At 31.5% G+C, this 21,209-nt stretch carries 16 protein-coding genes and 1 pseudogene; 16 read left to right on the forward strand and 1 reads right to left on the reverse strand.

The window, feature by feature from the left end:
- Positions 1–60 precede the first annotated feature (60 nt).
- The 10 genes and pseudogenes from CIW83_RS10765 (at position 61) to CIW83_RS10810 (ending at position 15,797) form a co-directional block, all read left to right on the forward strand.
- Positions 61–3,339 (forward strand): S-layer homology domain-containing protein, encoded by a 3,279-nt coding sequence (locus tag CIW83_RS10765; RefSeq protein WP_094901047.1) that lies wholly within the window; start codon positions 61–63, stop codon positions 3,337–3,339.
- A gap of 10 nt (positions 3,340–3,349) precedes the next feature.
- On the forward strand, positions 3,350–3,595 hold the full coding sequence (locus CIW83_RS10770; RefSeq protein ID WP_143598551.1) for a hypothetical protein: 246 nt from the start codon (positions 3,350–3,352) through the stop codon (positions 3,593–3,595).
- Positions 3,596–3,673: 78 nt separating this feature from the next.
- On the forward strand, positions 3,674–6,238 hold the full coding sequence (locus tag CIW83_RS10775; RefSeq protein WP_094901051.1) for a leucine-rich repeat domain-containing protein: 2,565 nt from the start codon (positions 3,674–3,676) through the stop codon (positions 6,236–6,238).
- A 26-nt stretch (positions 6,239–6,264) separates the two neighbouring features.
- A complete protein-coding gene (locus CIW83_RS10780) occupies positions 6,265–8,427 on the forward strand; it encodes a S8 family serine peptidase (RefSeq protein WP_094901053.1) in 2,163 nt (720 codons plus the stop codon).
- Complete coding sequence (locus tag CIW83_RS10785) at positions 8,399–10,018, forward strand: Fn3-like domain-containing protein (RefSeq protein ID WP_094901055.1); 1,620 nt, start codon at positions 8,399–8,401, stop codon at positions 10,016–10,018. The genes CIW83_RS10780 and CIW83_RS10785 overlap by 29 nt, the downstream gene beginning before the upstream one ends.
- Before the next feature lie 258 nt (positions 10,019–10,276).
- Positions 10,277–11,241: pseudogene (locus CIW83_RS10790) on the forward strand (ABC transporter permease).
- Between the two features lie 14 nt (positions 11,242–11,255).
- Positions 11,256–12,095 carry an ABC transporter permease gene (locus CIW83_RS10795; RefSeq protein ID WP_094901057.1) on the forward strand — a complete coding sequence of 280 codons (840 nt, stop codon included), beginning with the start codon at positions 11,256–11,258 and terminating at the stop codon, positions 12,093–12,095.
- A gap of 10 nt (positions 12,096–12,105) precedes the next feature.
- On the forward strand, positions 12,106–13,077 hold the full coding sequence (locus CIW83_RS10800; RefSeq protein ID WP_094901059.1) for an ABC transporter ATP-binding protein: 972 nt from the start codon (positions 12,106–12,108) through the stop codon (positions 13,075–13,077).
- Positions 13,070–14,029 carry an ABC transporter ATP-binding protein gene (locus CIW83_RS10805; protein ID WP_162288516.1) on the forward strand — a complete coding sequence of 320 codons (960 nt, stop codon included), beginning with the start codon at positions 13,070–13,072 and terminating at the stop codon, positions 14,027–14,029. The genes CIW83_RS10800 and CIW83_RS10805 overlap by 8 nt, the downstream gene beginning before the upstream one ends.
- A 157-nt stretch (positions 14,030–14,186) precedes the next feature.
- The gene (locus CIW83_RS10810; protein WP_094901063.1) at positions 14,187–15,797 is read left to right on the forward strand and encodes an ABC transporter substrate-binding protein; all 1,611 of its coding nucleotides are present in this window, start codon (positions 14,187–14,189) and stop codon (positions 15,795–15,797) included.
- A gap of 28 nt (positions 15,798–15,825) precedes the next feature.
- On the opposite strand, the gene CIW83_RS10815 is transcribed toward CIW83_RS10810, so the two are convergent.
- On the reverse strand, positions 15,826–16,383 hold the full coding sequence (locus tag CIW83_RS10815) for an RNA polymerase sigma factor (RefSeq protein WP_094901065.1): 558 nt from the start codon (positions 16,381–16,383) through the stop codon (positions 15,826–15,828).
- Between the two features lie 307 nt (positions 16,384–16,690).
- Here CIW83_RS10815 and CIW83_RS10820 point away from each other — a divergent pair, with 307 nt between their 5' ends.
- The 6 genes from CIW83_RS10820 (at position 16,691) to CIW83_RS24350 (ending at position 21,131) form a co-directional block, all read left to right on the forward strand.
- Positions 16,691–17,206 (forward strand): competence protein ComK, encoded by a 516-nt coding sequence (locus CIW83_RS10820; protein WP_158220091.1) that lies wholly within the window; start codon positions 16,691–16,693, stop codon positions 17,204–17,206.
- 99 nt (positions 17,207–17,305) lie between these two features.
- Entirely contained in the window at positions 17,306–17,944 is a 639-nt protein-coding gene (locus CIW83_RS10825; protein ID WP_094901069.1) for a YiiX/YebB-like N1pC/P60 family cysteine hydrolase, read from the forward strand.
- A 76-nt stretch (positions 17,945–18,020) separates the two neighbouring features.
- The gene (locus CIW83_RS10830) at positions 18,021–19,085 is read left to right on the forward strand and encodes a hypothetical protein (protein ID WP_094901071.1); all 1,065 of its coding nucleotides are present in this window, start codon (positions 18,021–18,023) and stop codon (positions 19,083–19,085) included.
- Positions 19,086–19,233: 148 nt separating this feature from the next.
- The gene (locus tag CIW83_RS10835; RefSeq protein WP_094901073.1) at positions 19,234–19,818 is read left to right on the forward strand and encodes a metal-dependent hydrolase; all 585 of its coding nucleotides are present in this window, start codon (positions 19,234–19,236) and stop codon (positions 19,816–19,818) included.
- Positions 19,819–20,025: 207 nt separating this feature from the next.
- Positions 20,026–20,685, forward strand: coding sequence for an iron-containing alcohol dehydrogenase (locus CIW83_RS24345; protein ID WP_255374375.1), 660 nt, complete (start codon positions 20,026–20,028; stop codon positions 20,683–20,685).
- On the forward strand, positions 20,676–21,131 hold the full coding sequence (locus tag CIW83_RS24350) for an iron-containing alcohol dehydrogenase (protein ID WP_255374376.1): 456 nt from the start codon (positions 20,676–20,678) through the stop codon (positions 21,129–21,131). Before CIW83_RS24345 ends, CIW83_RS24350 begins: the two co-directional genes overlap by 10 nt.
- Positions 21,132–21,209 lie beyond the last annotated feature (78 nt).

The following is a 21,209-nucleotide window of genomic DNA, read 5'->3' on the forward strand; positions in this document are numbered from 1 at the left end:
GGAGATATAATGAAATAGGGCAAAAGCTTGACAAAAAAACTACAAGTAGGGGGTAAAGGTATGAAAAAGTTATTATCATTATTTGTTGCTTTAGTGCTCATTCTTTCTAATGGAACCATATCATTAGGACAAGCAAATGACTATGAAAATAGTTGGGCAAAGAATGAGATCGATTATATGAGAGCAAAAGGAATCCTTTCAGGTTATCCAGATGGAACATTTAAACCTACTAATAAAATGAGTAAGTCAGAATTTTATAGGGTCATAAATGGTTTGATGGGTTATACTGAAAAATCCGAAAATCAATTTACAGATGTAAGTCCAACAGATTGGTATTATGAAGAAGTTCAAAAGGGGTTAAGGGCTGAATATATATTATCCGAAGCAGTATTAAATGCCAAGGAAAATATTACTAGGGGAGAAGTTGCCAGAATAATTAGTGTGGTCTTTGGTATTGAAGAAGACTCCTCAGCTGCAGAGGTATTTATTGATAATCTAAGATTTTCTGAAGAACTTAAGGGAGTGATTGGTGGATTAAAGAAAAATGGATTTGTCAATGGCTTTCCAGATGGAACTTTTAGACCACAAGATGAGATTACTAGAGCTGAAGTTATTAAGATGATTCACAATATTTCAGGAGAAATAGTTAATACCTCAGATACTGTATCTAAAGATATAAAAACAAATCTTTTAATAAATACATCGGGTGTGATATTAAAGGATATGACTATAGAAGGTAATTTATATCTTACTGAGGGAATAGGAGTAGGAGATATAACCCTTGATAATGTCATAGTAAAAGGTGAATTAATTATAAAAGGCGGAGGATCTAACTCTGTAACTATTAGAAACTCTAAGATTAAAGTGGTATCAGTAAATAGGCAAAAAGGCTTAGTAGGAATAAAGTTTGAAAATACATTAGTAGAAGAACTTAAGGCTGTGAATGAGGTAAAATTAGAACTGATAAATAGAACTAAAATCAATAAAATGCAGTTAGATGGTAAGGGGGAAATCCTAGTTGAAGAAGGGGGAGCCATAGCAATCCTTCGTATATCTAACAAGAATGTAATAGTTAGATCAAAGGGAGATATCCAATCTATACTAGGAAAACAAGAAATAGAGATAAATGGAAAGAAAGTAAAAGCCAATGTTGAATTTAAAGTAGTGGAAGGAAAAGTATTGGATGTAAAAGAAGATACGAATATAAAACCACCTTCATCTGGAGGTTCTGGTGGGAGGACAAGTAATGACCATGAAAAGCCAACACAAAAACCAGAAGAGCCAGCAATATTAACAGGGATTAAAATTTCTAAGGCAGCAGATAAATTAGTTTATGAAATAGGGGAAAAATTAGATATAACTGGATTAGAAGTAACTGGAATATATAGTGATGGCAGTAAAAAGATAAAAGAGGTAAAAATTGGGGATATATCAGGATTCGATAGTTCAAAGGAAGTAATTAGCCAAACATTGGTGATTACAATAGATGGTAAGACTGCTACATATACAATAAAGATAAAAGCAAAAGAAGTAGAAAAGCCAGAAGAACCAATAAATTATGAATTTGTTGCTGAATTGGATAAAAAAGATTATACCGTAGATGAAGATATAACTTTATCAGGAAGAACATTGAAAAATAATATAGGTATAAATAGTGTTGATATAACATTGAAGTTAGTGGATGATGAAGAAAATCTTATAACCTTAGATCAAATTCATACAAGAACAGATGGTAAGCTTATTTATACATTTCAGGTTCCGGCAGAAACAGCAGCAGGAGTATATAAATTAACTGTAAAAGCTGGTGATCCACTGAGTAAGGCATTGAAATTCGACTTAGTCATAAAGGAAAAAGAAAAACCAGCGGTTACCAAAGATAATTTAGATAAAAAACTGAAAGAGGCAGAAGCACTAGACCCTAAAGAATATACGGAAAAATCCTGGGAAAACTTAGAAGCAGTAATATCTAATGCTATATCAATATATTGTAAAAATAATGCCACACAAGAAGAAGTAAACAAGGCGGTTGAAGATTTAATTAATGCAATAGGTCTATTAGAGAAGAAATCTGTAGAAGAGATTAAAATTACTTTAGATTACTATGATGGTAAGGCTGCTTATCAAACTAGTTATCCTTCTACATGCTTTAAAATAGCAAAAGTTGTTAATGCACCAAAAAATTCAAATTATTATAAAGTTATTATAGCAGATAAAATATCTACAACGGGCAAAATTACAGGATATGATCCTATTTTAGATATTGCTGTAGATGAATTTGAAACATTATTAGGAACAACCAATGGTGTAACAGTACAATTATTTGAAGATGCAAAAGCAACAATTAGAGTGGGAGAAGTTCAAGTAAGTTTAGTACCTAATGAGAAAGAGCCAAATGAAGTAACTGTTACATTTAATATTGAAGAAATTACTGCTGAAGTAGGAGAGTATTTCCCTTATGAAGGAGATATATGGGTAGTAACAACTGGACTTGAAGATGATGATATAGATTCTATAGTTATTAGATCAAGCGATGAAAAGATTATTTCTGTAACACAAAGTCCTGCTCATGAGATTCAAGATCCCAAGGGAAAAAGATGTTATGGAAAGGCAATATCCCCAGGAGAAGCTAAAATTATAGCTACTGTAACTACAGTAGATGGAAAGGTATATACGGGAGAATGTAAAGTTACAGTAACACCACCAGTAGTAAAGGTGATAGGTATAACATTAAATAAAACTGAAATACCACTAGAAATTGGAGCAACTGAAACATTAGTAGCAACAATAGATCCAACAAATGCAACAAATAAAAATATAACTTGGAAATCAAATAATGTAGATATTGCAACTGTTGATGCTAATGGTAAAGTTACAGCAGTAGCACTAGGTGAAGCTGTGATCATAGCAACTACAATAGATGGAAATAAATCTGCTGCATGTGTAGTTACGGTAACAGAAAAGTCTCAAGAAGCGGCTGTTACTTTAAATTATAGTGAAATAAAGATAGGTATTGGGGAAGATTATCCTAAAGGTAAGGGAGCTTATTTAACGGCTAAAATTGTGGGACTGGAAGAAAGTGAAATTAAAGATATAAAATTTACTATATCCGATGAGACCGTAGCAACCCTTGTACAGAGAAATATAAAAACTACATCCTATGGAAAGGGCTTAAAAAACGGTACTGCAATAGTGACTGTAACGGTAACAGATATAAATGATAACAAATATATTGCAGAATGTAAAATAATTGTAGGTACAGGAGTAGAAGATAAACCCCTTGAGCCGGAAAAACCAGATGAAAATATAGAAATAATTCTAACTTATTATGATGGCGGTTGATTATAGTGGAATGCCCGTTGGATTTTCAATAGAAGCTATTAGACTACCAAATGATGCAACTAATTATAGAGTTGTTTTTAAAGATAAAATTTCTGAAATAGTCAATATAGAAGATATAGATACAACTATGGATATTTCCATAGATGAATTCGAAGAACTACTAGAAACAGAAAAAAATGTAACTATACAATTCTTTAAAGATGATAAAACCACTATAGTAGGAGAAGTTCAAATAATTCCTATACCTTATGAATAAGAGAATTAGAACTGATATATAAGGCTAAATGATAAGAATAAACATAAAATCTTAAGGATTAAAAAAGGAGCGATAAGGTTGAAAAAGAAATTGTCTATATTTATGGCAATAATGATTATCTGCATAACTGTAGTTCCTGTTTATGGCGAAATCATAGATAATCAGATACTTGTTAAAACACAAAAAAAAGAAATAACTACAAAAAATATTGAAAAAATAGTTATTGAAGGTAAAAATCAGATAAAAGAAGGTAGAAATTTTAATTTGGTATTAGCCTTAATGGACTATAAAGGCAAGATACTTAACTATGTTACCTCAGAAGAATTTTTTGAAGGAGAAGAAATTAACAAAATAAATGGTTATACAAAAATATTATCTGATAGCCATAAAGTTAGAGTCTTTGCTTGGGATAATTTAGACGATAGAAATTTAATTTCAAATATGGTTGAGATACCTATAAAAAATGATAATTCTGCTGAAGAAATTGTAAAAATAGATGAGTTAAATATGCAAATAGTACAGGGCATAGAATATGAATTACCTAAAGAAGTACCAGCAATAATGAATAATGGCGAAACAAAAAGTGTACCTGTAAAGTGGAGTGTTGATAGTGTTGATACTACTAAAGTCGGTAGGATTGTTATTAAAGGAAATGTTATAGGATATAGAGGAGAAAAGGTTATATTAAATTTAAATATAAAGAAATTTGACAAAATCATTTCTATAGATAATTTAGATATAACCATAGATATAGGAGATGAATTTAAATTTCCTAATTCAGTATTGGCCACAATGAGCTCAGGAGACAAAAGTTATGTATCAGTAGAATGGAATGTAGATACAGTAGATACAAGCATGGAAGGAATATATACCTTTGAAGGAAAAGTTCAAGGGTATGAAAGCAATGTAATACTTAACTTAACTATACAAAAACTTGATTTAGATAAAGTTGTTGAATTTGCAAATAGTGAATTAGAGGAAGTTATAAGAGAGGAATTAGGAATAGATGATGGTGATATACTGCAAAGTGATTTAATGGGAATAACTGAACTTAATATTGATTGGACACTATATGAAGACTTAAATATAGAAGATATTAAATACCTAAAAGGACTAGAGACTTTAAGTCTAAGTTCTTATCAATATAATTTTGACTTAACACCTTTAGCTAATTTAACAAAATTAAATTCATTAAACTTATTTGGAAATGCCATAAATGATATCAGACCTTTGGAAAGACTGACTAATTTAACAAAATTAAATTTAGGATCCAACAATATTACTGATATATCAGCCCTTAAAGATTTAACTAACTTAGTTGAACTTCAACTTAATGGAAACAAAATAACTGATATAAGATTACTTTCAGATATGGCAGATTTAAAAAAACTAATGATTGGCGGAAATCAAATAAAGGATTATAGTCCTACAGCAAGATATTATGAGAACTTAACAAGTAAGGACTTTGAAGTTACTATTTTAGAAGCTAATGATAAGAATGTTATAGAAATTAATTTAGATATAGGGGAAACCCTTATCCTACCATATGCTATTAAACTATCTAATGGAGATATAGTATTTGTAAATTGGGAATATGAAAAGATAACCGGAGAAGAGAATGGTGTTGAAACTATAATAGGACAAGAGATAAACTCTCAGAATGAAATTTATATAGAATGTACTATAGGTTCTGGAGAAGAAGACAATGCTGTATATTTTGCTGACTCAAATTTGGAAACTGCTGTAAGGATGGCTATTGATAAGAATAAGGGGGATATATATTATAGTGATGTCAAAAATCTAAAGAAATTAGATGCAATGGGTAGGGGAATCACTGACTTATCAGGCATTGAGAACTTAAAAGGATTAGAAGAACTTTGGCTTTGGGGAAATAGTTTAACGGCAAATCAATTGAAATATTTAAAGGGTCTAAACAATTTAATTAGATTAGATTTATCTTTAAATAAGATTAATTATGTAGGAAATAATGCTTTTGAAGAGATGGACAAGCTAGAAGAATTATATTTAAGCGAAAATGAAATGGTTGAAATAAGTGAAAGTGCTTTTAATGGATTAGACAATTTAATTCATTTAGAGATAGAAGAAAATAGGTTAACTAATATTAATGCCGTAAAGAATTTACCAAGTTTAAAGGAATTATATATGAGATATAACGGAATTAGTGACATAAGTTCTGTTAAAGACTTAGATAATATAACTCTCTTATGGGCATCTAATAACCGTATTTCAGATATTTCATATTTAGCTAATTTAGAAGAACTTCAATGGCTAAGGCTTGAAAATAATAATATAGAGGATATTTCTTCATTAAGTGGACTTACAAAATTAACTAGGCTTGCTCTTGAATCCAATAGAGTTTCAAACTTAGATCCAGTATCAGGTATGTTGGATCTTGAATGGTTGGAAATAGGAAGTAATCAGATATCAAGTATTGACGGAGTAAGTGAGTTAATAGGTTTATCTATTTTAAATTTAAAAAATAATAAAATAACTAATATTGAAGCTTTAAAGAAATTAGAAAATTTAACTCAATTATATTTGGCTGGAAACCTTATTACTGATTTTAGCCCAGTAGTAGATTTTTATCATATGATAAAGGCTAAGGATTTTAGTTTAAATTAGAAAATATAATCATTGGAGGGATTTAATTGATAAATAATAAGAATAGAAAGATATATAAGGTTTTTCTATCTTTTTTCATAGCATTAAGCATCGTCTTTTCTAGTTCTCTTTCTACTCTTTCCTATGGAATAGGGCAAGACAGTATAAGAGATATGTTCATACAAACTTTGGAAGAAGGCAGGAAAGAAGAGGGGACATTAGTAGAAGAAAATCTGCCTGCCTATGAGGACATAGTTACATTTATCGTTGAATTAGATGAAAAAGCAGGGAAGGATTTTGCATCTGGGAAGTCATTGGAGAGTGTTGCTAAGAATAAGGACATATCACAAAGAATTATAGATTCTCAAGATTATTACAAGATAGAAATAAAGAAAATAAATGAAGATGCTGTATTTGATAATCAATATACACTTTTACTAAATGGCTTTAGCGTTCAGACAAGATATGAAGATAAAGAAGAAATAGAAGCTATAGAGGGTGTAAAAAAAGTTACTTTGGCTAAAACATATTATAAAGATATGAAGAATTCAGTTAAATTAACGAATGTATCGAAGGTATGGGAAGAATATGGTTATGATGGAAGAGGTAAGGTTGTAGCTGTTCTAGACTCGGGAGTTGATTATAATCACAAGGATATGGTTATATCTCCGGAAATCGATGTAAAAATGACTGAAGAAAAGGTAAATGAAATTAAAAATAAGCAAATGGAAAAGAGGGGAAAATATTTCACCGAAAAAATCCCATTTGGCTATAACTATGCAGATAAGAATGAAGATATTATAGATAGGGTAGTAGAAAATATAGACTATGGTCATGGTATGCACGTAACAGGTATAATAGGAGCTAACTGTCAAGTTGAAGAGGAAATTAGCAAGAATAATGGGTTAAAAGGAATAGCACCAGAAGTACAAATTCTAGCCATGAAAATATTTTCCAATGATCCTAGAAAACAAGGGGCATCAGAAGCTGATATTATTGCTGCCATCGAAGATGCAGTAGCCTATGGTGCTGATGTAATAAATATGAGTTTTTGTTCAACTGCTGGATTTCAAGATTCAGAAGATGGGCAGCAGATAGCTATTAAAGAGGCTATAAACCAAGGTATAATAGTTGTGGGAGCTGCTGGAAATGTAGCTTATTCAACTTATCCCAAGAAATATGCTAGTGTGGTTGATACTGGAACAGTGGGGGCACCGGGGATTGTTGAAGAAGGTATTCAAGTAGCGTCATTTGAAAACAGTACTAGAACTGCCTATGGCTTAAATGCTACTATAGGTGGAGAAACAGAGATAATCCCTTATGTACTGTCAGACTTTGACCCAATTGCATTAAAAAATGAATATGAAATTGTAGATTGCGGTCTAGGACAAGTGGAAGACCTAAAAAATATAGACTTAACGAATAAAATAGCTTTAATTAGAAGAGGTATAATAGAATTTAAAGATAAGAAACTTAATGCACAAGAAAATGGAGCTATAGCAGTTATATTATATAATAGTGATGGGGAAGACGGATATTTAGATTTTATATCAACTAGTGAAAATGTAAAAATACCTACTATTTTTATTAGCAACTCAGATGGAATTAAACTAAGTAAAATGATTTCACAAGGACTTAAGGTATCATTTCAAGGAAAAAAACTTGAGATACCCAATATTGATAATGGAACTATGTCTTATTTTACATCTTGGGGACCTACACCAAATTTGAATCTAAAGCCTGATATAACATCTGTAGGGGGTACTATATGGTCTACTGTAAATGACAATGGATATAAGAATATGTCAGGGACTTCCATGGCAACTCCTCATACATCTGGTATAATGATACTTCTCTTAGAGCATTTAGAAAAAATGGGTATTGATTTTAATTCACCGGAAGAAAAGGTTTTATATGCTAAGAATATGATAATGAATACTGCACAGGTAAAAATCGATGAAAAATCTGGACTGCCATATTCTCCGAGAAGACAAGGGGCAGGCCTTATAAATGCCAAAAATGCATTGGTAAACAAAGTCCTTCTTACACATAAAGGGCAAGCTTCCATACCCTTAAAGGAAATTAGAAATAATACAATTATACCTTTAACACTGGAAAATACCAGTGATAAGGATATAACCTATAAGATAGGTCTAGTAGGCGGAGTTTTGACAGAGCAAAATGAATACTATAGATACTATGTCTTATGATGTATTATTGAAAGATGCAGAATTAAAATTTGACACTAATGAAATAACAGTAAAGGCAGGAGAAACTCTAAATATTAATGGACAGTTAGTAATAGGAGATAGTGTAGAGCAGGATATATTTGTTGAAGGATTTATAAGATTTGAATCTTTAGCAGATGGTGTTCCTTCTATAGGGTTGCCTTTTATGGGATTCTATGGAATATGGGATGAGTTAAAAATAGTTGATGAACCCACTTATAAGGAAGGGTCTGTATTTAAAGAAACTTCGCTATTTACAGCAAAACCTGGAACCTATGGTATGAAAACTTACCCATTAGGCGGTAAAAATATGAATCCAGAATATTTTTCTATTAATCCAGAAGATAAAAACGCTAACTATAACGTATTGCCACAATTTTCTTTATTGAGAAATGCTAAGAATATAAAAATTGATGTATCCAATGAAAGTGGAGAGATTTTAAAGATAATAGAAGATAGGGAAAATATGAGAAAAGAAGTAGTTCTAGAACAGCAAATACCTGCTAAAGTTAATTTTGATTGGCTTTGGGAAGGTACAGTATATGATAAAGCATTGGGAGAACAAAAAATATTAGAAGAAGGTCAATATTTTATAAATATAAGGACTAGTATAGACTTTGAAAATGCAAAAGAACAAGTAAATACTTTTCCAATAAAAATTGATAAAACTTCCCCTATAGTGAAGTCATCAATGTTTATTACTGATTCCAATGAATGTATAATAGAAATGGAAGTGACAGATAAAGGAGTAGTAGATTCTGGTATAGAAAATTTCCTATTTTTAATAGATGGGAAAAGATATGAGGATGAAAATGGTAATTTCATCTTTAATCTAAATAAAGATGAAAATGGTAAGTATAAGATGAAAATCAGTCTTTCGGAGACTAATAGAAAACCATTTAATATAATCGATATTGGAGTTACAGATTATGCTGATAATATGGGCTTGGGAAAGGCAATTATAGTTTACGCTCCAAGTTCCAATATTAAAATCAGTACGGATAAGACCCAATATAATAAAGGGGAAAATATAGTAGTTAAATATAATTTTAGTAATGGATCAGACGAAGCTAAAATTGACCACTATAATGTATATATTGAGTCATTAGATAAAACTATAGATAATGGAAAGAATCTCTCTTATACTATAAAAGAATTCCTTAAAGAAGGTATAAACAAAATCTTTATTGAAGCAGTGGATATTACTGGGAAGGTTATTGATGCTAACGGTATTGAGGTAATGGTTTTGAAAGGTATGGACCTAGAGGGTGAATTAGTTATTGAGAACTTGACAAATATTACATCTCTAAAAAATGGAGAAAATGTATTAGCTGAAGTGAAGGCTGCAAATAAATATAAAGAATCTAAGGACATAACTTTAATGATCGGCCTATATGATGAAGCTAATAGACTTGTAAACTTTGCTGCCGTAGAGAAAAGTATTGAATCAGGAAAAGAATCGCTTTTAGGTACTTCAATTAAGATTCCTGAAAAAGGAGAATATAAGCTAAAAATATTTATATGGGATAATTTTAATAATATGGAATCTTTAGTTGAAATATTTGAGATATAATATAAGACTTATTTTCTAATGGCAAGAGAATCAATCTATGAAGATTGGTTCTTTTTTATATAAAAACAGATGAAAATTACGTTAATTATAATTTAATTATTATCCAAATTTATCAGGAAGTTTTATAGATAGATAAATCCTATTTAACATATTTGGAATTAAGTGGTATACTACTCAATGGAAAAGGGAATTGTTAGAAATTTATCAGACGATTCTAAAGAGTCAGTATAGGTAGTAACATGATTAGGAGGAAATATGATGAGAGGTTACATTAGAAAGCGTATCACTACTGGAATTTTGACAATATTATTTTCTTTTTGTTTAACCTTTTTTTTAATTAGATATGCTCCGGGAAATCCTATAAAGGTTCTTGCAGGTACGGAAAATCCTAATCCAGAGCTTATAGAGCATTTAACGGCTAAATATGGACTAGATAAATCTGTACCAATTCAATTCGCTAATTATATGAAAAATATATTAAATGGGGATTTTGGATATTCCTATATGAGTAATGAGCCTGTGTCAAAGCTAATTGGTGAAAAGTTATTTGCCACAATTTTACTTACTTTAACTGCATCTGTATTGTCAGTTGTAGCAGGAACTTTATTAGGAGTATATGCTGCGAGGAAAGCAGGGTCTATATTTGACAGGCTTATGTGTAGTGCTTGCTACCTTTTTGATGCTATTCCCGGATTTTGGCTTGGATTGATTTTAATACTTATATTTGCATCTAAATTTAAAATTTTACCTACTTCAGGAATGTATGATTTAAGAGCAGATTATCAGGGTTTTGCTCGTGTTTTAGATATTGTAAAGCATATGATTTTACCTGTCGCTACCTTATTTATAATTCAGACACCAATGTATTTCAGAATCTCAAGATCCTCAGTTTTACAGACTATGTCAGAGGATTTTATTTTGACTTTAAGGGCAGCAGGAATGAAAGAGAATAAAATATTTAATAAATATGTATTGAGAAATGCTATAATCCTACTATTACAAAGTTTAGCTTATCCCTAGCTTTTATGATTAGTGGGGTAGCACTGATAGAAATAGTTTTTGCATGGCCCGGTATGGGCAGACTTATTATGGATGCAATAATGAAAAGAGATTATCCCCTATTGACAGGTGTATATCTCATGATTTCCATATCTATTTGTATAGTTATGATTATTACTGATATTATCTATGCCTTAATAGACCCAAGAATCAGATTTGAATAAGGATGTGTTATATTATGAAGAATGTGCAACATATATTGAAGAAAATATGCTCTGTTAAGGAACTATTGATTGGTATTACAATTCTTATAATATTGATTTTAGTAGCAATATTGTCCCCCTTTATTGCTACTAATGACCCTTATTTCTTAAACGATGATTTAACTGCAAGACCTTCAGCTAAATATATTTTTGGTACTGATGGTTTAGGCAGGGATGTATTTAGCATGGTAATTTGGGGTGCTAGAACATCATTAAAGGTAGGAATTATAGTTGCCTTTATATCATCAGTTATAGGAACTTTAATAGGAGGTATTGCAGGCTATTTAGGGGGAAAAACCGATAAAATAATTTCTGAGATAATAAATATTTTTTTAATGCTGCCTACTTTTTTTCTGATATTGATTATCATTGCAATCTATGGCAGCAGTTTAACCAATATAATAGTTGTCATGGCGTTAACAAGCTGGACAGGCACTGCAAGATTGATGCGTTCTCAGGCGATATCTCTAAGAGAAAGGACATTTATAAAAAGTGCCCAAACTATTGGTGAAGGTAATATTAGGATATTATTTAAACATATTATACCTAATGGAATTTTCCCCATCATAGCAGACTCCACCATGGCTATATCATCTGCGATATTATCTGAGGCAGGTTTATCCTTCTTGGGACTTGGAGATCCCAATGTTATAAGCTGGGGTCAGATAATTGCAAATGGCAAGGTATATCTCCCGCGTAGTTGGTGGATATGCACCTTTCCAGGTCTGGCAATTGTATGTACAGTGCTTTCCTTTTATCTAATCGGAGAGGGAATGAATCGTGTGTTAAATCCTAAGTTGAGTGGGAGAGATTGAGGAGGATAAAATGTCATTACTTAATATAAATAATCTAAATATCATATATAATACCAAAGGGAAAAGAATTAAAGCAGTAAGGGATTTATCTCTGAATATAGAATCGCAGGATTCAATTGGAATAGTAGGAGAATCGGGATCAGGAAAGTCAACCCTTGCTATGGCGATCCTTAGACTGCTTCCTAGGGAAATATCAGAGATAACAGGAGGTATTATATTTGATGGTACTGATTTGTTAAGAATAGATGAAGAAGAATTGAGACAAATAAAATGGAAAGAAATTGCATATGTTTTCCAAAAATCAATGAATTCACTAAGCCCCGTACATAAAATCGGGCTTCAAATGAGTGATATATATAAAGTCCATGAATCAAATGCTGCAGATAAGGAGATTAAAGAAAGGATATTTGAGTTATTTAATCTTGTGAATCTCTCAAAGGGAGTATACAATCTCTATCCTCATGAATTATCAGGGGGAATGATGCAAAGAGTCAGTATAGCTCTTAGTTTACTCCATTATCCAAGGCTATTGATATTAGATGAAGCAACAACTGCTCTTGATGTTGTAACACAGGGACAGATACTTGAGGAAATTATAAAGCTTGAGGAAAAACTAAAATTAACGAGGATAATGATAACCCATGATGTATCTGTAGTATCTTTAACTTGCAAGAAGGTTGCGGTAATGTATGCAGGCTATCTACTTGAATCTGGTTATGTGACAGATGTTCTTAGTTCACCTAAGCATCCCTATACTAGGGAACTTTTGAATTCCTATCCCTCTCTTACAGGAGATAGGAATAGTTTGAAGGGGATTCCGGGCTCTCTTCCGGATCTTAGTGCTGTACATCAGGGATGTATCTTTGCTGATAGATGTAAAGAGTCTATGGATATATGTTTTATCAGTGAGCCAAAGAGTATAGAGTTTTCAAATGACTGGAAGGTAGCCTGTCATTTAGTCGGAGGTGTATATGGTGACTAGCTTGATAATGGTAAAGGATTTAAGGAAATGGTATGTTCAAAAAAAGAAACAGACTATTAAGGCTGTAGATGGAGTTAGCTTTTCAATCGAAAGGGGAAGTATATTGGGAATAATAGGTGAATCTGGCTGTGGTAAATCTACCTTGGGAAGGCTATTAGTTGCTTTAGAGAATCCTACAGATGGAATTATTGAATTTGAAGGCAAGCCTATTGAATACATATTAAGAAATAAGGATTTAAAGTTTAGGAGAGATTGTCAAATGATTTTTCAAAATCCATTTGATACCTTTGATCCTAGAGATAATGTTAAAAGGATATTGACTACTGCGTTAAAAATACATGGCATAGGAAGTTCTGAGGAAGAAAGAATAAATATTTGTATAGAAGCTATGGAGAGAGCAGGTATAAGACCGGCAGCAGACTATATTTCTAGATATCCCCACGAGCTTTCTGGCGGACAGCTTCAAAGGATATCCATAATCAGGGCTATGCTGTTAAATCCTAGACTTATTATTGCTGATGAACCTGTGTCCATGCTTGATGTGTCAGTTCGTGCAGATATAATAAATCTACTGTTGCAGCTTACTAGTGAGCAAGGGGCAGGGATGATATTTATAAGTCATGATATTGCAACAACACGTTATATATCCCATAAGATTGCAGTGATGTATCTAGGAAAAATAGTGGAAATTGGACAAGTAGATGATGTAATACACAATCCAAGGCATCCCTATACAAAGGCATTGATTTCAAACTGTGGATCCATAAATCCATTTGATAATAAAGATTTGATTAGAATAAAGGGAGAACCGCCTACTCCTATTGATATAGGCCCGGGATGTTATTTTGCTCCGAGATGCTATAAAGCAAGTGAAGAGTGTAAAAAATCATATCCTAATATGGAAAAGATAGGAGATGATCATTATGCAAGCTGTTTTTATTTATTTAATTGAAGAATTTAATATTCCTCAATTAAATAAATAAAAAATGAAAGCAGAGGTGAAAAAGGGGAATCCAATGATAAAGTAATTCATTGGATTAGCTTGAAATTAAATAATTAATCAAGCTGCATAAATAAAAATACTACATATAAAAATGGAGGGAAAATAAATGAAAAAAATATCTTTACTTCTTGTTATAGTTCTATGCCTTGGACTATTTACAGGATGTGCTAAGAAAAATGAAGTACCAGAAGCTGACAAGGTAGAAGATGTGGTAAAGGTTGATTCTGAACCTGAGGTTTCATCTGGACCTAAAGAAGGCGGAACATTTATTGCAAGTGTTTCGAGGGAACCTCAAACCTATAATCCTGATGCCCATTCTGATGATGGTGCATATCCAGTAATTCAAAATATTTTCAATAAGCTTGTAAAAATCAATGGATATGATCAAGTAGTTCCAGATCTTGCTAAGGAATGGGAATTCTCAGAAGATGCTAAGACTGTAACATTCCATCTTCAAGAAAATGTTAAATGGCATGATGGTGAAGATTTTAGTTCAGAAGATGTAAAGTGGACTTTTGATCAAATAATAAAAGAAAAGGGATTTGCATCGGCATCACTTTCAGATATTGAAGAAATCATATGTCCTGATAAAGATACAGTAGTATTTAAGCTTAAGGGACCTAATTCAGGACTGCTTGGATATATAGCATGGTTTGGAACATATATAATGCCAAAGCATATATATGAAGGAACTGATTGGTTAGAGAATCCAGCAAATCAAAATCCTATAGGTACAGGTCCATTTAAATTTGTTGAACATAAAAAAGGTCAAAGCGTTACTATTGAAAAAAATAATGAATATTGGGGAGATAAACCATATTTAGATAAGGTTATTTTCTCTATAATTCCAGAGCAAAGCACTGCTTATCAAGCATGGCTAAACGGAGAAACTGATGAAAATAAACATGGTGTTCCTGCTAATGAGCTTAGTACATTTGAAAATAATTCAGATTATGTAATATACGACAAACTTTGGCCTAATAAGGGATATATACATTTTAATGTAAACAAAGGTAAATTTGCTGATTTAAAAATTAGACAAGCAGTAGCCTATGGTATAGATAGAGATGAAATTTTTACTAAAGCATTAAAAGGAATAGGTGAAAAAGCAGAATATTTCATATCACCTCTTTATGATTGGGCAATAAACGAAGATGCAAAACTTCCTGAGAGGGATATTGAGAAAGCAAAAGCTTTACTTGAAGAAGCGGGATATAAGGCAGATGATAATGGAATATATTTCACCACAACAGTAGATACTTATCCAGGATTTGAAGATATAGTAGAAGTCCTTAAATCAAATTTTAAAGAATTTGGTATAGACCTACAAGTTAATGCAATGGATGATGCAGCTTATGATGAGAAGGTTTGGTTTGGACGTGATTTTGAAGTTACAATGCTTGGTGGATATCAAGGACCAGATATATCAGCTATTGGAAATCGTATTGGTGTAAGTGGTTCAATGAACCTAGGAGAATATAATAATCCTAGAGTAGAAGAATTATTAAAACAAGGAGTAATCCTATCTTCAGAAGAAGATAGAGCACCTGTATATAAAGAAATACAAAAAATATTATCAGAAGACCTTCCAAATATATTCTTATATGAAAAAGGAGCAAAGATAGTTGTTAAGTCTTATGTAAAAGGTCATCCAGCAGGAGAAGCTGTGGAAAAAGCGTCAGAATCAGAATATACTTATATATGGTTAGATAAGTAATTAAAAATGGACGTAGGATAAAGGGACACTACCTCTGCCCCTCTATCCTACGTCTTAAATTTTCTAAGGCTCTAGTCTTTGTATTTACCACAGTTCTGTAGCCTATACCAAGCTTACTTCCTATATCACCAATGCTCATATTTTTTACATAATAAAGAATTACTATTTCTCGCTGTCTTTCAGTAAGCTTTTCTAGAGCTTTGTTAAGCTGGATATTTCTTTCATCTTCTAATACTATATCCAGTGCAGCTTTGTCATCTGATACCAGAAGATCTATGATTTCCAGTTCTCCATCTGCTACTGAGTCGTTTAGGGATAGATGTATTTTTCTTTTATGTTTATTTAGATATAGATATTTGAGATTCAATTTTATATATCCTAAGAAATGTACGGCCCTAGTAGAATCATAGCTTTTTAAACTTTCCAAAATCATTAAATTACCTTCTTGTATTAAATCCTCATACTCTTTTCCATTATTATAATATTTTCTAATTGAGCTTATAACCAGTGGCTGCAATCTATTGATAATTTCTCCTGCTGCCTCCCTATTTCCTTTTCTAGCTTCTTCAATTAATTTATCCCACATATTATTCACTCCCTCTTTGACAATGCACAATTCACTAGGTGAAAATACTAAGCGATGAACACAAAATTGAAAACCACAATTTTGGTTCCCTGCTTAAATTCACAGTGCACAATTATTTAGGATTAATATATCTGGTTATTGTTTAAATTAGAAAAGCAGATTTATAACAAGTCATGGGAAGAATAATAAGGATTTTTGGTGACTAATTAAAAGTCCTTATTTTTTTCAAAGGACTTGCAATAAAACATATGTTCTGTTATTATAAGTCTAAGAGTTAAATAACTGTTAAAAAAGAGGAGGGAATATGATGGAAAGAGTACTTAATGAAGAACTGATGGCAATTTTGCCGCAGTACGTAGATAACAGGGGGAACTGTACTAAGATTTATGCTGTGGGTTTAGAACCATTAATACTAGATAAAAGTATTAAAACGATTCTACGTCTTATTGGTAAACATTATATGATTGATTTAAAGGAATTGAAGAAAAGATATGGAGCTTTAGTATCATCACCAAATCTAGTACCTATTCCATTAAGTAAGAGAGATGTTTTCATACCTTTCAAAACTAGAGTGCCCATGTATAAGAATGATGGAGCCTTTGGATATATTAATATGAGACATATAGAAAAAATTAGAGAAGAAAAAGAAACCACTGTAGTATATTTATCTAATGGTGTCTACATTCCATGCTTATGTAGTTTATCTACAATAGATAAGCATATGAGAAACGGTAATATAGTAAGTAGGTGTTATGAGGATAGGTCAATGAAAATAAAGGAGGAGGAAGTAGTTTATAATGCGAGAGTAATCATCACTAGATAGGCAATAAAAAAGAAAGTAATTTCATTTCAATGAATATTAAAAGATAATCATGCATAAGTTTTTATACGGAAAAAATAAATTGTTGGAGGTTGATTTGAAATGAAAAGGCAAAGGATAAGTTTGTTAAGTTGTGTTCTTTTAGTGATGATTTTGGTGTTGACAAATGTCTCCCCAGTGTTTGCCAATGGTAGTGATAATTACACCATTGATATGAAGCAAGTCCAAGAAGATTGGGAAAAGGCAGCAAAAGTACCTTTAGTGCAAGATAAGATTTCAGAAAATTCCAAAGGTATTGAACTTTCTGCTTATGGCACATATCCAACAAGAAAAGGAGTTATTTTAGTTACACCTGACAAATTTAAGGGCATTATCCCTACGGGTCATGCAGCTATTATCTATACTAGCACAACAGTTGTTGAATCCTTATCTGGCGGAGTAACTACAGGACCTAATGATTGGAATAAAACTAGATCAAAATGTTATGGAGTAACTGTAAGTGGAACAACTACGACCCAAGATAGCAATGCTGCTGATTGGTGTTATAGACAAAGAGGAAAAAGCTATAACTGGAATTACTTAAATGTTTCAACAAGGAGTTCCTTCTATTGTTCTCAGTTAGTTTGGGCAGCCTTTTTAGATTTATATGGAATAGATTTAGATACTGGTTCCTATGGAGTTGCAGTTCATCCTATGGAGTTAGTAAATACTAGCAGAACATCAAAAATATACGAAAACTAACTTTACGAATAATAATTTTAGATAATAGTGGATATACATTTAGTATGTCCACTATTATTACCTAGGAGGGAAACAAATGTATAGAAGAAATAATTTTCTTATAGCTACAATTCTTATCTTATTCCTATTATCAGGATGTAACAATATGAGCTTTAAGGGAAAAGATTTTAATTATAAGTATGGAGTGATTGAAACTACAGGTCAAGAGAATAACTCATATATATCATTTTATGATGATAACTTGGAAAAGATAGGTGAGGAAAAAATTAAATATGGTTCTATGGGAGATGGATTTTCTTTGCCTCAAGTTTTTAAAAATAGTATGTTTATTGTTCCTAAAGGACTTTATAGTAAAAAAGAACTTACCTTTATTATGGAATATGATTTGGATAAGATGAAAATAAAAAAATATAATACTGGGTTACAGAACATGAATAGTATTGCTGTAGATGATAGCTATATTTATGGTGTTAATACCATGAACTTTGTATCAAATATTGTAAGATGTAATAGGGAAACAAAGAAACTATCTAAAGTAGAAATACCTAACACCTATATCAGCTATATTGAAATTTATGAGAATGAATTATTTGCCTTTGGTGAAAGCAATGAAAATGGAAAAATGAATTCATCTCTTTATAGACTAGATGCTGATACTTTAAATATCTTAGAAAAAATAGATATTACAGATATTGGATTTGGACAATATGATACAGTAATGAAAGACAATAAATTATACTTTTCAGCATCTCATTCAATAGAAGGTACAGAAAGTCAACCGATAAATAAATTATGTGAATACAATAGAGAAAGTGGAGAAGTTAGAATATATGATTTAAAAGAAAATTTTCCTTTCCAAATAATGGAATATAATGACAAATTACTTATCACCCATTTTGATCCTGTAGGAGTTATAGGAAATAAAATTAGTATATTTAATGTCGATGATAAAAGTAGTGACATAGTTGAGTTTACACATAATATAGAACAGTTAGAGTTAGATGGTGAAGATATTATCATACTGGGAGATGGATATTTATATAGATATGATAAGAATTTCTCCTTAAAGGATTCTACTCTAGTGGTCAATGAGAGAGAGACTGATTATCATTATTATACCACAGGTTTATTTAAGCCATAAGGAACTAGAAGGTATAAATCTGTATTGATTATAGCTAGATATAATAGAAAAATATAAATTTATATTAAATGGAATACTTGTTCTTTTCTCTATAATAAAGTATACTAATTAGGCAGGTATATGAAAATGACATCTATGGAGGAGTTTTATGACGGGAAAGACACATGTAGTAATAGGAATCACCGCAGCATTAACAGTATCCTTTGGTCAGCCAGTAGAAAATCAGTTAATAATAGTATTAGCTTCAGCAATAAGTTCCTTAATTCCTGATTTAGATCATCCTAAGGGTAAATTAAATCAAAAAATACTATTGGTTAATAATAATTTTTATAGGATATTATTTTATCTATCTTTAGGCAGTTTATTTATGTATTTGTATTATTCAAATCAAATAAGTATCTTTCTTTATTTAGGACTAATATCCTTTCTCATAGGGATATCTAGTCATAGGGGTTTTACCCATAGTATAGTAGGTTTTCTAGCATCTACATCTATAGTTACACTGGGAACAGTGAATTATGGATTAACCTCTGTATATTCTGGTTTTGCTATAGGATATGTACTACATATAATAGCAGATTTATTTACTACTAGAGGAGTAAAGTTATTTTACCCTTTGAAAAATAATATATCATTTCCTATTAAAATTAAGACAAATGGTAAGGGTGAAAAGATAATATTAAGATTGTTAAGTATTTATTGTGTTTGCTTATTATTTAGATATTTAATATAGAGCCATTAATCTAACAGACCTTAAGGCTATTAGTGATCATAAGCCTTAGGGTATTTTTATATCACCATAATGATTATATAATCGGTTTACTACTCCATACTATCATTTATCTATATTATTATAATTCCATATAAAACATATCTATAGCTTGATTATTAATTGTCAATCAAGGGTATATTAATTAAAAACAATTAGGGAGTGGTACTTATGACAAAAATTATAATTTCTCCGGGAAAATATATACAAGGTGCTGGCGAATTAAAGAGAATTAAAGATCATGTAGGACATTTGGGAAAATCTTTCTTTATTATAATTAGTGAATCAGGTCATAAAAGATTTGGAGAAACTGTGAAGGAAAGTTTTGGAGACTCTGTTAATATTCATTTTGCAAAATTTAATGGTGAATGTTCAAAAGGAGAGATAAAAAGACTTGAAGAAGAAGTAAAATCAATAGGTGCAGATGTTATTATCGGTATAGGCGGAGGGAAAATCCATGACACTGCAAAAGCTGTTGCCTATTATCAGGGATTACCAGTGGTCATAGTTCCAACTATTGCAAGTACTGATGCACCTTGTAGTGCCTTATCTGTATTATATACAGAGGAAGGAGCATTTGATGAATATTTACTTTTACCAAAGAATCCAGATGTTGTATTGATTGATTTAGAGGCAGTTGCATCTGCGCCAGCAAGGTTACTTGTTGCAGGTATGGGTGATGCTTTGGCTACAAAATTTGAAGCTAGGGCCAGTTCTCAATCAGGTTCAACTACTATGGCTGGTGGACTTCCGACAGATGCTGCAATTGCTTTAGCAAATTTATGCTATGATACATTGATAAATGAAGGCTTGAAGCAAAATTGGCCATAGAGAAGAAAGTTGTAACTAAGGCTGTGGAAAAAATAGTAGAAGCAAATACGCTTCTAAGTGGTCTTGGATTTGAAAGTGGCGGACTTGGTGCAGCTCATGCTGTTCACAATGGATTAACTGTTATAGAAGAAGCACATGATCTATATCATGGTGAAAAAGTTGCTTTTGGTGTATTGGTTCAATTAGTATTAGAAAATGCATCTATAGAAGAATTAAATGAAGTGCTATATTTCTGTAATGAAGTAGGTCTTCCAACTACATTAGCAGATTTAAATATGGCTAATGTATCAAATGAAAAATTAATGGAAGCAGCAGAATTAAGCTGTGCAGAAGGTGAAACTATTCACTATATGCCATTTAAGGTAACAGCAGAAGATGTATATGCAGCAATATTGGCTGCAGATGCCATAGGAGAAAACTTTAAGAAACAATATATTTTAAAATAGAGTATATCTTGTTCACTTATATTGAGCTATTTGAATAGTTGAATTAATAAAACCTGTCTCCGTGAAATATAAGGACAG

This window comes from Tissierella sp. P1, assembly GCF_002266425.1.
Lineage (GTDB): Bacteria > Bacillota > Clostridia > Tissierellales > Tissierellaceae > Tissierella > Tissierella carlieri.

What these genes read in the sequence shown, in the direction of transcription:
- CIW83_RS10830 (WP_094901071.1), top strand. Translation starts at nt 18,021, where the DNA reads ATGTATAGAAGAAATAATTTTCTTATAGCTACAATTCTTATCTTATTC.
- CIW83_RS10800 (WP_094901059.1), top strand. Translation starts at nt 12,106, where the DNA reads ATGTCATTACTTAATATAAATAATCTAAATATCATATATAATACCAAA.
- CIW83_RS10820 (WP_158220091.1), top strand. Translation starts at nt 16,691, where the DNA reads ATGGAAAGAGTACTTAATGAAGAACTGATGGCAATTTTGCCGCAGTAC.
- CIW83_RS10810 (WP_094901063.1), top strand. Translation starts at nt 14,187, where the DNA reads ATGAAAAAAATATCTTTACTTCTTGTTATAGTTCTATGCCTTGGACTA.
- CIW83_RS24345 (WP_255374375.1), top strand. Translation starts at nt 20,026, where the DNA reads ATGACAAAAATTATAATTTCTCCGGGAAAATATATACAAGGTGCTGGC.
- CIW83_RS10770 (WP_143598551.1), top strand. Translation starts at nt 3,350, where the DNA reads ATGCCCGTTGGATTTTCAATAGAAGCTATTAGACTACCAAATGATGCA.
- CIW83_RS10815 (WP_094901065.1), bottom strand. Translation starts at nt 16,383, where the DNA reads ATGTGGGATAAATTAATTGAAGAAGCTAGAAAAGGAAATAGGGAGGCA.
- CIW83_RS10765 (WP_094901047.1), top strand. Translation starts at nt 61, where the DNA reads ATGAAAAAGTTATTATCATTATTTGTTGCTTTAGTGCTCATTCTTTCT.
- CIW83_RS10785 (WP_094901055.1), top strand. Translation starts at nt 8,399, where the DNA reads ATGAATACTATAGATACTATGTCTTATGATGTATTATTGAAAGATGCA.
- CIW83_RS10825 (WP_094901069.1), top strand. Translation starts at nt 17,306, where the DNA reads ATGAAAAGGCAAAGGATAAGTTTGTTAAGTTGTGTTCTTTTAGTGATG.
- CIW83_RS10795 (WP_094901057.1), top strand. Translation starts at nt 11,256, where the DNA reads ATGAAGAATGTGCAACATATATTGAAGAAAATATGCTCTGTTAAGGAA.
- CIW83_RS10835 (WP_094901073.1), top strand. Translation starts at nt 19,234, where the DNA reads ATGACGGGAAAGACACATGTAGTAATAGGAATCACCGCAGCATTAACA.